The organism is Streptomyces sp. NPDC002104, from assembly GCF_053593795.1.
In genome coordinates this window covers 45650-59720 of sequence record NZ_JBSFDF010000005.1, presented here as the reverse complement: position 1 = coordinate 59720, position 14071 = coordinate 45650, and the positions used below count along the sequence as shown (strand labels likewise).

16 protein-coding genes are annotated in these 14071 nt (G+C 71.5%); 5 read left to right on the top strand and 11 right to left on the bottom strand.

What is annotated here, in order from left to right; all coding sequences use genetic code 11:
- Window positions 1–214 precede the first annotated feature (214 nt).
- The 4 genes from ACWCP2_RS06320 to ACWCP2_RS06305 all read left to right on the top strand — a co-directional run bounded on the left by ACWCP2_RS06320 (window position 215) and on the right by ACWCP2_RS06305 (window position 4192).
- Window positions 215–916 carry an SDR family NAD(P)-dependent oxidoreductase gene (locus ACWCP2_RS06320; RefSeq protein ID WP_450907427.1) on the top strand — a complete coding sequence of 234 codons (702 nt, stop codon included), beginning with the start codon at window positions 215–217 and terminating at the stop codon, window positions 914–916.
- A 16-nt stretch (window positions 917–932) separates the two neighbouring features.
- A complete protein-coding gene (locus ACWCP2_RS06315; protein ID WP_450907426.1) occupies window positions 933–1427 on the top strand; it encodes a DUF427 domain-containing protein in 495 nt (164 codons plus the stop codon).
- 178 nt (window positions 1428–1605) lie between these two features.
- Window positions 1606–2121 (top strand): TspO/MBR family protein, encoded by a 516-nt coding sequence (locus ACWCP2_RS06310; RefSeq protein WP_450907425.1) that lies wholly within the window; start codon window positions 1606–1608, stop codon window positions 2119–2121.
- 427 nt (window positions 2122–2548) lie between these two features.
- Entirely contained in the window at window positions 2549–4192 is a 1644-nt protein-coding gene (locus ACWCP2_RS06305; RefSeq protein ID WP_450907424.1) for an ABC-F family ATP-binding cassette domain-containing protein, read from the top strand.
- Window positions 4193–4272: 80 nt separating this feature from the next.
- Here ACWCP2_RS06305 and ACWCP2_RS06300 read toward each other — a convergent pair whose 3' ends face one another.
- The 3 genes from ACWCP2_RS06300 to ACWCP2_RS06290 form a co-directional block, all read right to left on the bottom strand.
- The gene (locus ACWCP2_RS06300; protein WP_450907423.1) at window positions 4273–5667 is read right to left on the bottom strand and encodes an NAD(P)/FAD-dependent oxidoreductase; all 1395 of its coding nucleotides are present in this window, start codon (window positions 5665–5667) and stop codon (window positions 4273–4275) included.
- Between the two features lie 832 nt (window positions 5668–6499).
- Window positions 6500–7654, bottom strand: a complete 1155-nt coding sequence (locus ACWCP2_RS06295; protein ID WP_450907422.1) for an epoxide hydrolase family protein — start codon at window positions 7652–7654, stop codon at window positions 6500–6502.
- A 273-nt stretch (window positions 7655–7927) separates the two neighbouring features.
- Window positions 7928–8068, bottom strand: a complete 141-nt coding sequence (locus ACWCP2_RS06290) for a hypothetical protein (protein ID WP_450907421.1) — start codon at window positions 8066–8068, stop codon at window positions 7928–7930.
- A gap of 363 nt (window positions 8069–8431) precedes the next feature.
- Between ACWCP2_RS06290 and ACWCP2_RS06285 the strand changes: the two genes are divergently transcribed.
- Complete coding sequence (locus ACWCP2_RS06285) at window positions 8432–8740, top strand: hypothetical protein (RefSeq protein ID WP_450907420.1); 309 nt, start codon at window positions 8432–8434, stop codon at window positions 8738–8740.
- A 79-nt stretch (window positions 8741–8819) separates the two neighbouring features.
- Here ACWCP2_RS06285 and ACWCP2_RS06280 read toward each other — a convergent pair whose 3' ends face one another.
- The 8 genes from ACWCP2_RS06280 to ACWCP2_RS06245 form a co-directional block, all read right to left on the bottom strand.
- On the bottom strand, window positions 8820–9311 hold the full coding sequence (locus tag ACWCP2_RS06280) for a hypothetical protein (protein WP_450907419.1): 492 nt from the start codon (window positions 9309–9311) through the stop codon (window positions 8820–8822).
- Window positions 9308–9574 (bottom strand): Ada metal-binding domain-containing protein, encoded by a 267-nt coding sequence (locus ACWCP2_RS06275; RefSeq protein ID WP_450907418.1) that lies wholly within the window; start codon window positions 9572–9574, stop codon window positions 9308–9310. The genes ACWCP2_RS06280 and ACWCP2_RS06275 overlap by 4 nt, the downstream gene beginning before the upstream one ends.
- 4 nt (window positions 9575–9578) lie before the next feature.
- Complete coding sequence (locus tag ACWCP2_RS06270) at window positions 9579–10295, bottom strand: 2OG-Fe(II) oxygenase (RefSeq protein ID WP_450907417.1); 717 nt, start codon at window positions 10293–10295, stop codon at window positions 9579–9581.
- 13 nt (window positions 10296–10308) lie between these two features.
- Window positions 10309–10824, bottom strand: coding sequence for a methylated-DNA--[protein]-cysteine S-methyltransferase (locus ACWCP2_RS06265; RefSeq protein ID WP_450907416.1), 516 nt, complete (start codon window positions 10822–10824; stop codon window positions 10309–10311).
- 15 nt (window positions 10825–10839) lie between these two features.
- A complete protein-coding gene (locus ACWCP2_RS06260; RefSeq protein ID WP_450907415.1) occupies window positions 10840–11571 on the bottom strand; it encodes a 2OG-Fe(II) oxygenase in 732 nt (243 codons plus the stop codon).
- Window positions 11572–11645: 74 nt separating this feature from the next.
- Window positions 11646–12080 carry a nuclear transport factor 2 family protein gene (locus ACWCP2_RS06255; RefSeq protein ID WP_450907414.1) on the bottom strand — a complete coding sequence of 145 codons (435 nt, stop codon included), beginning with the start codon at window positions 12078–12080 and terminating at the stop codon, window positions 11646–11648.
- 31 nt (window positions 12081–12111) lie between these two features.
- Complete coding sequence (gene metF / locus ACWCP2_RS06250) at window positions 12112–12999, bottom strand: methylenetetrahydrofolate reductase [NAD(P)H] (protein WP_450907596.1); 888 nt, start codon at window positions 12997–12999, stop codon at window positions 12112–12114.
- Between the two features lie 35 nt (window positions 13000–13034).
- A complete protein-coding gene (locus ACWCP2_RS06245) occupies window positions 13035–14018 on the bottom strand; it encodes a carbohydrate kinase family protein (protein WP_450907413.1) in 984 nt (327 codons plus the stop codon).
- Window positions 14019–14071 lie beyond the last annotated feature (53 nt).

Here is a 14071-nt window from a genome sequence, read left to right as displayed (position 1 = left end):
AGGGCCCCTCCGCTGCCCGCCTCGCGGAGCATGGACGGGGTGGGCGGGGCAGGGCAGGGCAGGGCCTACGAGGTTCAAGCGATGCATCAACGGTGCGATGTGCGGGCCGGGCGGCCGCCGCCGGACGGTTGAGGAGAAGGGCTGATCGTGCTCGGCACCGTCCTCGTGGCCGGCTTCTTCGTGGCACGGATCGCCGACCTGTGAGGCGAGGGTGATGCACATGGAAAGCGGCGCCGCTCCGTCCGGGCTCGGTATGAGCGGCTCGCGGGTGCTCGTGGCGGGCGCCAGCGGGGTCATCGGCGGACTTGCGGCCCGCGAGTTGCGGGTCCGCGGGGCCGCGGTCGCTCTCGCAGGAAGGGATCTGGACCGGCTGGCGGACGCAGCCCGCGGACTCGGCGGAGCTCCGGTCCGAGCGCTGGACGCGTACGACGTCGAAAACTGTGCCGCCCTGGCCACGTGGGCGGGGCGGGAGCTGGGTGGACTGGACGGCGTCCTGGTCACGGTGGGGGTAGCTGGGTTCGGGCGCGTGGAGGAGATGTCCGATGCGGTCGTCGAGCACCTGTTCGCCGTCAACATGCTGTGTCCGGCGGCGGTCCTGCGCGGTGCGATCCCCCGGGTGACGGACGGCGGGTTCCTGGCCGCCGTGACGGGAGCGGTCGTGGACCGGCCGATGCTGGGCACGGCCGACTACTCGGCGGCCAAGACGGCCCTGAGCTGCTGGCTGGGTGTCCTGGGCCGCGAGGGGCGGGCCCGGCGGCTGCGGGTGTTCGACTTCCGGCTCCCCCACCTGGAGACGGGCTTCTCGGACCGGCCGGTGGCTGGGCGGCCGCCCGCCCTGCCCAAAGGCGGCGACCCGGCCGCGGCCGTACACACCTTGGTCGACCAGCTCGAGGGCGCGGGTTCCCCCTCGCAGTGAGCTCAGGGAGGTGGCCATGAAAGCGAGCAGGCCGTCGGGCAGACCACCCGAATCCGTGTGGGACTACCCGCGTCCGCCGCGCCTCGAGGCGGACAGCCGGCACGTGATCGTCGAATGCGCCGGGATGCGCATCGCCGATACCCACCGAGCGGTCCGGGTGCTGGAGACGAGCCATCCCCCGGTCTTCTACGTTCCGCCCCAGGACACGCGGCAAGAGCTGCTCGTGCCGTCCGGGACGCGAACGTGGTGCGAGTGGAAGGGCGTCGCCACGTACTGGGACCTGCGCATCGACGGCAAGGCCGGCGTCCCGGACGTGGCGTGGAGCTACGAGGACCCCTCCCCCGGATTCACCGCGATCACCGGCTTCCTGGCCTTCTACCCGTCCCGGGTGGATCAGTGCCGGGTCGAGGACGAGGAGGTGGTCGCGCAGCCCGGCGACTTCTACGGGGGCTGGATCACCTCCGAGGTCGAAGGTCCCTTCAAGGGCCCGCCGGGAACGCGGGGGTGGTGACGCCCAGCCGGGCCACAGGGACGGAAGCGTCCGTCCTGCGCATCCGGCAGCGGCACGGCAGGAGAAGAAGAGGCGGGCAGCGCCCCACGAAACCGTGGCCGCGCGCAGCAGATGCCGGGCCGCGGTCGGTCGCAGGTCGCGCTGCCCGTCGAAAGTCATCGAGCAACGGGAGCCGGCCGTGGCACATTCCGCGACACCCACACCGACTTCGGCGCGCCCGCAGCGATCTGCGCAGTGGCGGGCTCTCGCGGGCTTCCTCGCCGTGAGCTACGGCGTCGCGGCGCTGGGAGCGCTCGCTTCCGCCGATGCGGGTGAGGTGTACGGGGCGCTGCAGCGGCCCGGCTGGGCCCCGCCCGCCTGGCTGTTCGCGCCTGTCTGGACCGTGCTGTACGGGATGACGGCCGTTGCGGCCTGGCTGGTCTGGCGCCACCCGGACCGCCCGCGCGTGCGGCGGTCCCTCGCCTGGTGGTCGGTCCAGCTGGTCCTCAACCTGGCCTGGACCCCGGTGTTCTTCGTGGCCCGCCAATACGGGCTCGCCCTGCTGAACATCCTCTTGCTGCTGGCCGCGCTCGCCATCACGGTGGTCCTGTTCCGGCGGCTGAGCCGGGTGTCCGCCCTCCTGCTCGTCCCGTACCTGGTGTGGGTGGCGTTCGCGACCGCCCTCAACGCATCCATCTGGCAGCTGAACCCGTGAAGGTTCGGACGCGCCCTCCGGCGGCGCCGGGACCCGTGGTCGGTATGAGGAGCGGGGCCGTGGGCGGTAGCAGGCAGGGCCGAAAGTCCGTGGTGTAGCCGTGCGCTCGGTGTGTAACGTGGTGGACGGTCCTGTTGTCACCGATTGAGGTGGATTTTGCGCATCTGAGGTTCGTATCCCTGCTGTCAGCACGGCGTCTTCGCCCGTGCTGCCCTGCCGCGGTCGGCTGCGCCGGCGGTGGTGGTGTGCATGCGACCTCTGCGCCTCTTCCCGGCCTTCCGATGCCGGTCGATGCCCTCCGTGTCACGAGCCCGCGTCCGCTCTCGGATGCGCCGCACCCCACACCTGCCGTCGCGCTGCCGACCGTGCGCCTCACCCTCACACGCTTCTCACCACTGGTGACCGACCACTTCCGGTAGGCGACCCCATGACCGCAACTTTGACGACGAAGAATCTCTCCGCAGCCCACGGCGACCTCCCCCTGTTCACCGGCCTCGACCTCGTCGTGCCCCCCGGGGAGGTGATCGGCCTGGTCGGGGACAACGGGGCCGGCAAATCCACCCTGCTGCGCATCCTCGCCGGGCTCGCCCGTCCCGAGGAAGGCCAGGTCTGCACCGCCCCCGCCGGCGCGACCGTCGGGTACCTGCCGCAGGAAGCGGACCGCCGCCCGGGCGAGAGCGTCTACGCGTTCCTCGCCCGGCGTACCGGTGTCGCCGCTGCCCAGCACGCTCTGGACACCGCCGCCCAAGCCCTGGCAGGCAACATCGCCGGGGCGGACGACGCCTACGCCACCAGCCTGGAGAACTGGCTGGCCCTGGGCGGCGCCGACCTGGACGCGCGCGCCGAGCAGGTCACCGACACCCTCGGTCTCGGCATCGGGCTGGAGCAGGACATGGCCGCCCTGTCCGGCGGGCAGGCCGCACGGGCGCAGTTGGCGTCGCTGCTGCTGTCGCGCTACGACGTCTTCCTGCTCGACGAGCCCACCAACGACCTCGACCTGGCCGGCCTGGAACAACTGGAGGAGTTCGTGCACGGGCTGCGTGCGGGGGTGGTCGTGGTCAGTCACGACCGCGAGTTCCTCACGCGCACCGTCACCCAGGTCCTCGAGCTCGACCGCTCCCAGCAGCAGGTACGCCAGTTCGGCGGCGGCTACACGGCGTACCTGGAGGAGCGCGAGCGTGCCAAGCGGCATGCCCGCGAGGAGTACGAGGAGTACGCCGGGCGCAAGGCCGCCCTCCAGGAACGGGCCGGCATCCACCGGTCCTGGGCCGAGAAGGGAGTCCGCACAGCCCAGCGCCGCGGCCGGGACAACAACAAGTTCGCCCGCAGCGCCCGTATGGAGAACAGCGAGAACACGGCCGCCAAGGCCAAGCAGGCCGAGCGGCTCATCGAGCGCCTGGAGGAGGTGGAGGAACCCCGCAAGGAGTGGCAACTGCGCATGCACATCGCCGCCGCGCCCCGTTCCGGAACGGTCGTTGCCACCCTGCGCGACGCCACCGTACGGCGCGGCGGGTTCACGCTCGGACCCCTCTCGTTGCAGATCGGCTGGGCCGACCGCGTCGCCATCACCGGCGCCAACGGCACCGGCAAGTCGACGCTGCTCGGCGCGCTCCTGGGCCGCGTCCCGCTCGACTCCGGTCATCAGTCGCTCGGCACCGGGGTGGTGATCGGTGAGATCGACCAGGCCCGGGCGCTCTTCCACGGGCACGAGTCGCTGCTGGACGCCTTCCGGGCCGCCGCGCCTCAGGCGGAGAGCGCCGAGGTCCGTACCCTGCTCGCGAAGTTCGCCCTGGGCGCGGACCACGTCCTGCGACCGGCAGCCACCCTCTCACCGGGTGAACGGACCCGGGCCGCGCTCGCGCTGCTGCAGGGCCGCGGAGTCAATCTGCTGGTACTGGACGAACCCACCAACCACCTCGACCTCCAAGCCATCGAGCAACTCGAATCCGCCCTCGACACCTACAACGGCACCCTGCTGCTGGTCTCCCACGACCGCCGGCTGCTGGACGCCGTACACGTGACCCGCCGCCTGGAACTGACCGACGGCCACATCACCGACACCCCCGTCTGAAACCGCCCGCCCGCGAGCCCCGATCGGCGGCTGCCAGGAGCCGAACACGGCGTCCGGGGAGCCGCCGAGCCCCGGCCCGACTACTGAGGGAGATCTCCTTCGCCGGGACGGTCCACTCCGTCGGCCGCCGTGCGGGCCCGTACCTGTTCCGCGGTGAGGTAGTGGTCCGTGTACTCGAAGTCGCGCAGCGTCCCTGGTTTGTAGGTCTGGAAGCCCGTCCGGACGAAGTCGTCGCCGGCTACGGCGTTCAGGAGCCAGTTCGTCAGCACCCGGGTCTTCGCGGCCCCGGTGCGCAGCGCCGCCCAGTGGTAGCCGCGGGCCACGGCCTGGGCGGGCATCCCGCGCAGGCCGATGCCGAGCGGCCGGGAGACGCCGTCGCGGCCGCCCAGGTCCACGACCAGCCCGAGGTCCTTGTGGACGTACGGACGCAGGGGCGTGCCCCGTAGCGTGGCGACGATGTTGTCGGCGGCGACCTTGCCCTGGCGTTCGGCGTGCTGCGCGGTGGGCGGGCACACCGCGCCCTCCACGCCGCCGGCGAGGTCGGGCACGGCGGCCGCGTCACCGAGCGCGAACGCGCCCTCCGCCCCCGGTACCCGCAGGTCCGGGGCGACCACGAGCCGGCCGCTCCTCGCGGTTTCGGCGCCGAGCGTGGCGATGAGCGGGCTCGCGGTGACGCCGGCCGTCCAGATGAGGGTGCGGCAGGGCAGCACGCGCCCGTCGGTGAGGGTGACGTCCTCGGGGCCCGCCTTGGCGACGGACGCACCGAGCGAGACCTCGATGCCGCGGCGGCGCAGCACGTCGAGGGCGGCCCGGCCCAGCCGGTCGCCGAGCTCGGGCATCAGTTTCGGAGCCATGTCGACGAGGTGCCAGCTGATCTCGCGCCGGTCCAGCCGGGGGTAGCGGTCGACCGCGTTGGTGGTGAGCCGCTCCAGGGAGGCGGCCGTCTCGGTGCCCGCGTAGCCGCCGCCGACCACGACGAAGCCGAGCCGTGAGGTCCGTTCCGCCGAGCCCGGCGTGGCGGCGTCGGCCAAGTCGAGCTGGGCGATCACGTGGTCGCGCAGGTGGGCCGCTTCGGCCAGGGTCTTCATGCCGCGGCCGTGCTCGGCCAGGCCCGGGATGTCGAAGGTGCGGGTCACGCTTCCCGGGGCGAGGACCAGATGGTCGTACGGCTGGTCCACGAACTCCCCGGTGATCTTCCGGATGACGCAGACCTTGGCCCGGGTGTCGACGCCGACCGCTCCGCCGGGCACGATCCGGGTCCGGTGGCGGCGGCTGCGGCGCAGTGACACCGCCACGGACTGGGGGGTGAGCACCCCGGAGGCCACCTGCGGGAGCAGGGGCAGGTAGAGCTGGTAGGAGAACGGAGTGACCAGCAGGATCTCCGCCTCCCCGGGTTCCAGGGTCCGCTCCAGGCGGCGTACGCAGGCGACGCCGGCGAAGCCGGCGCCGACGACCACGATCCTCGGTCGAGCCATGGTGTCCGTCCCTTCTCAGGTGTACGTGCTCCCGGTGCGCCTTCCCCGGGAGGCCGTTCCATGCACGTGGAAAGCGGGGCGGACAACTGCGGATGGCCTCACAATCCGGCGCGGCGGCCGGCAGGCGTCATCCTTGTGCCGTTCTCCGTCACTCTCTGCGTGCGGCAGTGCCCACACGCGGAGCGGCTGGGCCACAGTCACCCGGCCGGGCTCTGTTTCGCGCCGGCGACGCGCGCTTTCGCGCGAATTCCGCGCGTACGAGGCGGCGGCGCGGCCGACCCGCCGCATCGGTCGATGCTGATGACCAGCAGGCAGGCGGGCCCGCACGCGGGGAGAGCGGCTGCCGCCGGGATCCGAGGCCCGGGGACGGTGGTCTGAGCGCCGTCGTCGGGGGCTGCCGGGAAGCCGCTCCGCGGCCGAGGGAGATGGCCGCCGTGCTCGGGCTTCCCGGTGCCGCGCGGATCCCGTGCGGCAGTCGTGGTGCCGGTGGCCGGGGCCGCGTGAGCATCGTTCTCCCGCACGGCTCCGGCCCGCGGAGCATCGCTGCAGTCCGGGCTACGCGCTCCGCTGTCCATGCGTCTGACCCGGTTGTGGCCGGACAAACGCCCCTCGGCGAAAGAATTCTGAGCTGGCGTCAGGGACACATCCCCTGGGTCCGGGCCCTGCCATGTCAGGCGCGGGTCGGGTGTAGCCGCTCGCCCCGCGGTCGCTCCTCGCGGTCGCGCCGGCCCATCGCGGTGGGGTCCGGGTGGCTAGCAGGGAGCCGACCGGCCATCCACCGGGGCGTTCCGGCCGCGCGTGCAGGTCCGGGACGAGGTCGTCGGGCAGGGGGTCAGGCACGCAGGGTACGGAAGAAGGAGCGGATGTCGTCGGCGAGGAGGTCGGGGACCTCGAAGGCGGGGAAGTGGCCGCCTTCGGTGTGCTCTCGGAAGAAGACGGTGCTGCCTTCGCCGGGCCCGAGGACCTTGCGGACCAGCGGGTCGCTGTAGAACAGCGAGGAGGCCATGGGGACGCCGGAGGTGGTGCCCCAGCCCGGGTTGTCGGCGTGGGCGAGTTCCCAGTAGAAGTCGCCGGCCGCGGGTCCGGTCCGCGTGAACCAGTAGAGGCTGGCGGTGATGAGGACGTTCTCGCGGCTGATCGGTGTGGCCGGGTTGGCCCACTGCACGAACTTCTCCGCGATCCAGGCCAGCTGCAGGATCGGCGAGTCCGCCAGGCCCGCGGCCAGGGCGTTGGGCATGGTCTGGTGCAGCACCTTGTAGCCCTTGAGCTGTCCCCAGCTGCGCTGTGCGGCTTCGAGCCTGGCGAGCTCCTCGGGGCTCAGGCCGTCCGGGACCGGGAGGTCCTCGCCGGCCATGCCGAGCTGGAGCCGGTCCCCGTGGGTGTGGGCGCCGATCACCCGCTCCGGCATGAGCATCGCCACCCGGCCCGTCACCCCCGCCCCGAGATCGCCGCCTTCCACGCCGAAGCGCTCGTACCCGAGTCGCGTCATCAGCTCCCCGAAGGCCAGGGCGGTGCGCTCCAGGTTCCAGCCGCGTGCCGAGAGCGGGCTGGAGAAGACGAAGCCGGGCAGCGAGGGAATGACGAGGTGGAACGCGTCGGCCGGGTCCCCTCCGTGCGCGCGAGGGTCGGTCAGTGTCCGGCTGACGTCGAGGAACTCCACGAACGAGGTCGGGTAGCTGTGGTTGAGCAGCAGCGGCGTGGCATCCGGTTCCGGCGAGCGCAGGTGCAGGAAGTGGATGGTCTGCCCGTCGATCTCCGTCGTGAACTGCGGGAAGGTGTTCAGCCGGGCCTCATGGGCCCGCCAGTCGAACCCGTTCGCCCAGTGGTCGGCCAGCTCGTGGAGGTAGCCCGACGGGATGCCGTGATCCCATTCCGATTCGGCGCCGGGCACCGGGTAGGGCGATCGAGTACGAGCCAGACGGTCGTGCAGGTCATGGAGATCGGCCTGCGGAATCTGGATCCGGAAAGGGCTGATGTCGGCACACATGACGGCCAAGATAAGTGGTGCGCAGGCCGGAGCCGGGCAGCGTGATCGCCCATGTCACACAAGCAGCCCAAGCCTCATGTCGAGGCGATCCTTCCCAAGAGGACACGTAGGCGTGTGGTGACAGACACCGCGGCTGGGCGACAACCACCAACTCCTTGCGGGAAAACGCGGGCCACGCATCCGACTGGTGTGACCGTCCTGCCGAGCAGCCCAGGCGTCGTCTCGGCCGGTCGGCACGCGGCGAGTCGGTCTCCCCCGGTGCTCGTCTGGTTCTCAACGCTTCTTCTGGTACCAACGGACCGCCATGAGGGCCAGCGCGGCGACGGCCAGCGAAACGAAGAACACCGTTCCCGTCCATCCGTCCGGGATCCATTGGCCTTTGGCCAGCAGGGTGCTCGATCCGGAGCCGGTCATGCTTCCTCCCTCTGTTCCTGCGCGACGGCACGGGGTCTTGGGCGGTGAATCGGCCGGCGGTGGGGTCGCTCGCCCTTGTCGGTCGTCTGGTGGACGAGCTCATTGGCGGTGTACGTCTTGCCACCCCCCGAAGTCGCGACCTGCGTCGGCCGGTTGCCTGTGTCGTAGCCGTAGCTCGTCGTCTTGCCCGAAACGTTGTCCTTACTCCACTGGAGCAGACTCCGGTCGTCGCCCTTGGCCGCGGAGCAGGTGCCGGGGGTGTTTTTACCAGCGCATCGACGGCTACCACTTCGGTTGGCAGGGGTGAGGTCATGTGTCGGACCATCGTCTGGCGCTGTCGGTGGTGCCCTCTACCCTCCTTCTATGTCGGTCAACATTGATCTCGCCTTCACCGTCACCGGTGTCACGGGTGAGCCGCAGGCCTGGGCCATCGTCCGTGCTCTCGAGGAGCTGCTGCGTGAGGAGTCCCTCAGCCCCCAGGTGTCGTTGGGGGTGGCGGTGGACGACGACGGCGCGTTCTTCGTGTCCGGCGAATCCGACTTTCCGCTGGGGATCAGCCGCTTCTACCTGTGGCGGCCGCATTTCGAAGGGCTCTTCGCGGCGACCGTCGCAGAGGTGGCTGCCGGTGCGAGCGGCAAGGTTCAGTGGGGCTATCCCGACGAGGAGTACTGATCTCCGACCGGCACCGGGGACTGACTCTGCGGCCGTGATGGAGCCAAAGGGCCGGACCGAGGCCGGCTGCCCCGACCGCTCATAGGCCGGCAGGGCCTCCTCGCGCGGTCCGCCAGCTGGCGCCCTCCGGCGTCGGCACCGCGAAGGTTGCGGGGGTGTCGGCGAGGGTGGCCGGTGAGGGGAAGGTGAAGGTGCGCGATGGGGTCCAGTTGGTGCTGTGGAGGAGGCGGCGGGTCATCTGGGCCCAGCCGAGGGGGGCCGCGGCGATCACCCATGCGTCGGGGGTGGGCGCCGTCAGGCGGTGGGCCGGGCGTAGCCAGGATGCGGCCTGTTCGGGCCAGGTGACCGTGTCCAGGACTTCGCCGCCGCTGGAGCGCCAGGCCCTGGCGAAGGCCGACGCGGCGTCGGCCGAAGCGCTGTCGCGGCTGTGGCCGATGACCACCGTCTTGGCCCCGGATCGGGTCACGAGGGTGACGAGGGCCGCCAGTTCGGCCTCGGTGTGCGGGGCGGGGGGTGGGAGGGCGGCGTAGGCGGCTGCCTCGTCCGGGCGGAGCAGGGGCGATCTCTTCATTCTTGGGCTCCGGTCCTCTGGGTGGTCTTCCAGTCGGCGTACTTCTGCGGGAGGCAGCGGGCGCACGGGCGGTAGCCCGCGGCCCGGGCGGTGGGTTCGTCGGCGAAGAAGACGCGGTGCGGGATGTAGCCGCCGCGGGCGATGGCCCGCAGTGCCGAGGGGCAGTCCAGGCGTCCGTAGAGGCGTGCGCCTCGGTGGCCGCCCAGCCGGCCCGGGGTCGGGGACGGGTACGGGCGGCCGTCGGGCCCGGTCAGCAGGTACACCCGGTCAGGCCGCGTCGTGGAAGACCAGGCCCAGGGCGTGGCGGCGGCCGCTGCGGACCGTGCTCACGCCGTGGCGTACGGCGCCTGCGGACCAGCCCCGCTTGGTGCGCACCGGGCGGTCCTTGGTGGTGAAGATCAGGCCGTGGCCTTGGGGCAGCGGGGTCGTGGTGCCCCGGGACTGGGCGCGCGGGCGCTGTTCCACGAGCAGGAACTCGCCGCCCGTGTAGTCGGTGCCGTAGGCGTCGAGGCCGATGACGACCTGCATCGGGAAGACCATGTCGCCGAAGAGGTCGCGGTGCAGGGCGTTCCAGTCGCCTTCCTCGTAGCGCAGCAGGATCTGCGCCGAGCGGTCCTGTCCGGCCGCGTGGCACATCGCGATCCATTCGTCGAGCGAGTCCGGCCAGGGTGCGGGACGGCCCAGGCGTTCGGCCCAGTCGCGGGCGATGGTCAGGAGGTGGGGGTAGAGCGCGGCCCGCAGGGCTGCCACGGGTTCGGGGAGATCGTGGGTGAAGTAGCGGTACTCACCGGATCCGAAGCGGTAGCGGGCCATGTCGATGGTGGTGCGGAAGCGTTCCGCGTCCTGGTAGAGGGAGGCGAGGTCGCGGCACTCGGCGGGGCCGAGGAGTTGCGGTGTCAGCGCGCACCCGTACGTGTCGAGTTCCTGGGCGAGGGCTTTCCAGTCCGCCGTGCCGAGGGGGTGAGGAGAGTTCTGCGGCTTCATCGGGCTCTTTCGTTCAGGTCGTGAGCATCGGCTGGAGGGCGCCCTCGTGGGTGAGCAGGGCGACTTTGCGGTCGATGCCGCCGGCGTAGCCGCGCAGGGTGCCGTCCGCTCCGATCACGCGGTGGCAGGGGCGGAGCAGCAGGAGGGGGTTGGCTCCGATCGCCGCGCCCAGGGCGCGTACCTGGCCGCGGGGGACGTCGAGGCGCTCCGCGAGGGCTCCGTAGGTGGTGGTCGTGCCGTACGGGATGGTGTCGATGGCGTCCCAGACGCGTTCCTGGAATTCGGTGCCCCTGCCGGCGTACTCCACCTCGAAGCGGGTGCGGCGCCCCTCGAAGTACTCCGCCAGCTGGTTGTTCACCTCGGTGAAGGCTTCGGGGTCGTACCGCCATTCGGCGTGGGGCTCGGTGGTGTTGCGGCTGTCCGGCATGGCCAGGGTCAGCATGGTGAGGGTGCCGGGGGTGCTGGTGGACCGCTCTGCGACCAGGAGGAGGGTGCCCAGGGGGCTTTCGGTCCTCGTGAAGAGTTTCATCGGGCTTTCCTTTCGTCAGCGGGCGTTGTGGAAGATCAGGCCCAGTACCGTGCGGCGGCCCCGGTCGACGGCGTTGGTGCCGTGCTTCATGGGGTGGCGGCGGAAGCCCTGGACCCCGCGGACGGGTCGGTGCCGGACCGGGAAGATCATTCCCTGGCCGAGGGACGGTTTGACGACCAGTGCCCGGGACTGGGCGCGGGGGCGCTGTTCGACGAAGACGTTCTCGCCTCCGGTGAAGTCCTCGCCCGGCTCGTTGAGCATGATGGCGATTTGGAGGGGGAAGACGATGTCTCCGTAGACGTCCTGGTGGAGGCAGGCGTAGTCGCCCTTGTCGTAGCGCAGGAGGAGCGGGGTGGGCCGCGACTGGCCGCCTGCCGCACACTCGGCGAGCAGCTCGTCGAGGGTGGCGGGGTAGCTCCGCTCCTTCAGCTGCGGGGCCCACTGGTTGGCCATCCAGGCGACGAGGGGATACAGCTCCTCGCGCAGTCGGCCCACCAGTGGGACCGCGGCGGGGTCGGCGAAGTATTTGTAGGAGCCGCGCCCGAACTGGTAGCGCTGCATCACCACGGTGGAGCGGAACAGCCCCGGCTCGTCGAACAGGGCGGCGATCTCCCGGCACTGCTCGCGGTCGAGGAGGGGCGGGGTGAGGGCCACGCCGTCGGTGTTCAGCTGCTGGAACAGTTCGTCCCGGTCGAGTGTTCCGGGAGCGGTCGTGCGGGCGCGGGTACTCGGTGTGGAAGGGTTCATGGTGGTTCCCATGCTCGACGCCGGGCTGCCGGAGTGCTGGCTGCTTTCCGACGTCGAGTTCTGGGAGCCGGGTCTCAGGGGGCCCGCAGTGCGGTGGTCACCGCCGCCGGGTCCCAGTAGAAGGGGCGGATCTCGGTGATCCTTCCGTCCCGTACGGACATCAGCTGGACGATCCTGGTCTCCAGGACGCGGCCGGACGCGCGGGCCACGAACCGGACGCGGCTGGTGACGACGACATCGGGGCCGTCGATGATCCGGTGCTGGTCCAGGAACTCGACCGACTGCCAGGCCTCCCCCATGACCGCCATGAACCGTTCGATGCCGTCGGGGCCGCGCCAGTCACCCGCGTACGGCAGCCCGGGGGCCTGGTGCAGCACCACCTGCGGGTGGAGGCAGGCGGCGATCTCCTCGAAGCCGGCCCGGCCCGGGCCGCCCGCGGCGATGTAGGCCGTTTCGGCGGCGTAGAACCGGGTCAGGGTTTCGGTTGTGCTCGGATTGGTGGTGGTCACTCGTCCCCTAACGAAGAGGGACGGGTGCGGGTTACAGCCGCGTGATGGCGAGGTTCCGCGTGATGCCGAGGTTCTGGTGGATCTCCAGGGTCGCGGTGGATTTGTTGAGGGTGATGTAGTGCAGGCCCGGGGCGCCCTCGGCCAGGAGGCGGTCGGACATGGCCGTTGCGTGCTCGACGCCGATGCGGTGGCCCGTCGCCGGGTGGTCCTTCGCCGCTTCGAGTTTCCGGGCGAGGACGTCCGGGAAGCGGGCGTCGCTGAGTTCGGCGAAGCGCCGGATCTGGCGGAAGTCGGTCGCCGGCATGATCTCGGGGATGATCGGCGTGTCGCAGCCCGCCGCCGTGACCCGGTCCCGCAGCCGGAGGTAGTCGTCCGCGTCGAAGAACATCTGGGTGATGGCGTAGTCGGCGCCGGCCCGGCATTTGGCGACGAAGTGCCGGATGTCCTCGGCCCAGGAGGGCGAGCGGGGGTGACGCTCGGGGAACGCGGCGACTCCGACCGTGAAGCTGCCCAGTTCCCGCACCAGGGTGACGAGTTCGTGGGCGTGTGTCAGGCCGTCCGGGTGGGGTGTCCAGTGGGCGCCGGGGGCACCCGGCGGGTCCCCGCGCAGGGCGAGGATGTCGCGGATGCCCGCGTCGGCGTAGCTGCCGACGATCCGGCGCAGTTCGGCCACCGAGTGGCCGACGGCGGTCAGGTGGGCCACGGGGCGCAGGGTGGTTTCGGCGGCGATGCGCCGGGTGACCTCGATGGTGCGGTCCCGGGAGGAGCCGCCCGCGCCGTAGGTGACCGAGACGAAGGTGGGCGACAGGGCCTCGACCCGGCGGACGGCCTCCCACAGGGTGCGGTGTCCCGTCTCGGTCTTCGGCGGGAAGAACTCGAAGGAGAAGGAGGGCAGGCCCGCGTCCAGGTGCTCCCGCAGGGGTGTGGCGGCGAGGGGGGAGGCAGCCGGCGTGGTCACGGCAGGTCCGTCAGGATCGGTTCCAGAACGGCGGTTTCTTCGGGTCCGTAGGTATCGGCGATGCGGTGGAGGAGGTCGGTTGGCACGATCTTGTACTCCTGGGTGCCGATCGATTCGAGGACCAGGGTGGCCAGGGCGCAGCCCAGCCGGGCGGCTGTCGCGGCGGGCACTCCGCGGCCGATCGCGGCGAGGAAGCCGGACCGGAAGGCGTCGCCCACGCCGGTGGGGTCGGCCGGGGTGGCTGTCGGGAGGGCCGGTATCCGCTCGGGTCGGCCGTCGCGGGTTTCGAGGCGTGCGCCGTCGGCGCCGAGGGTGGTGACCCAGGTGCCGACGCGGGCGAGGACGTCCTCGCGGCTCCAGCCGGTGCGCTGGAGGAGGAGGGCTGCCTCGTAGGCGTTGGTGAAGAGGAAGCGGGCGCCGGTGATCAGGCGCCGGGTCTCGTCGCCGTCGAGCCGGGCGAGCTGCTGGGAGGGGTCGGCGGCGAAGGGGATCCCCAGCCGGCGGCACTCGTCGGTGTGGCGGAGCATCGCCTCGGGGTCGTTGGGGGCGATGACCACCAGGTCGGGGGTTCCGGTGCGTTCGGCGACGGTGGCCAGGGAGATGTGCCGGGCCTCGGCCATGGCGCCGGCGTAGAAGGTGGCGATCTGGTTGTGGTCGGCGTCGGTCGTGCACATGAACCGGGCCGTGTGCAGGGTGGTGCTCACACGTACGGAGCCGGTGTCCACGCCGTTGTTCCGCAGCCATGCGGCGTAGTCGGCGAAGTCCTGGCCGGCGGCGCCGACGAGCACGGGGGTCAGGGCCAGCCGGGCCAGGCCCACGGCGATGTTGGCCGCCACGCCGCCCCGTCGCACCTCGAGGGTGTCGGCGAGGAACGACAGCGAGACGTGGTCGAGTTGGTCGGGGATCAGCTGGTCGCGGAACCGGCCGGGAAAGACCGTCAGGTGGTCGGTGGCGATCGAACCGGTGACTGCGATGCGCACGAGTTCTCCTGGGCTGGTTGGGGCCGGCTCACGCTGTCGGCGGGTCTGGCCGG

Coding starts and splice junctions, on each gene's coding strand:
- ACWCP2_RS06320 (WP_450907427.1), top strand. CDS start 215: ATGCACATGGAAAGCGGCGCCGCTCCGTCCGGGCTCGGTATGAGCGGC.
- ACWCP2_RS06315 (WP_450907426.1), top strand. CDS start 933: ATGAAAGCGAGCAGGCCGTCGGGCAGACCACCCGAATCCGTGTGGGAC.
- ACWCP2_RS06305 (WP_450907424.1), top strand. CDS start 2,549: ATGACCGCAACTTTGACGACGAAGAATCTCTCCGCAGCCCACGGCGAC.
- ACWCP2_RS06300 (WP_450907423.1), bottom strand. CDS start 5,667: ATGGCTCGACCGAGGATCGTGGTCGTCGGCGCCGGCTTCGCCGGCGTC.
- ACWCP2_RS06295 (WP_450907422.1), bottom strand. CDS start 7,654: ATGTGTGCCGACATCAGCCCTTTCCGGATCCAGATTCCGCAGGCCGAT.
- ACWCP2_RS06290 (WP_450907421.1), bottom strand. CDS start 8,068: ATGACCGGCTCCGGATCGAGCACCCTGCTGGCCAAAGGCCAATGGATC.
- ACWCP2_RS06285 (WP_450907420.1), top strand. CDS start 8,432: ATGTCGGTCAACATTGATCTCGCCTTCACCGTCACCGGTGTCACGGGT.
- ACWCP2_RS06280 (WP_450907419.1), bottom strand. CDS start 9,311: ATGAAGAGATCGCCCCTGCTCCGCCCGGACGAGGCAGCCGCCTACGCC.
- ACWCP2_RS06270 (WP_450907417.1), bottom strand. CDS start 10,295: ATGAAGCCGCAGAACTCTCCTCACCCCCTCGGCACGGCGGACTGGAAA.
- ACWCP2_RS06265 (WP_450907416.1), bottom strand. CDS start 10,824: ATGAAACTCTTCACGAGGACCGAAAGCCCCCTGGGCACCCTCCTCCTG.
- ACWCP2_RS06260 (WP_450907415.1), bottom strand. CDS start 11,571: ATGAACCCTTCCACACCGAGTACCCGCGCCCGCACGACCGCTCCCGGA.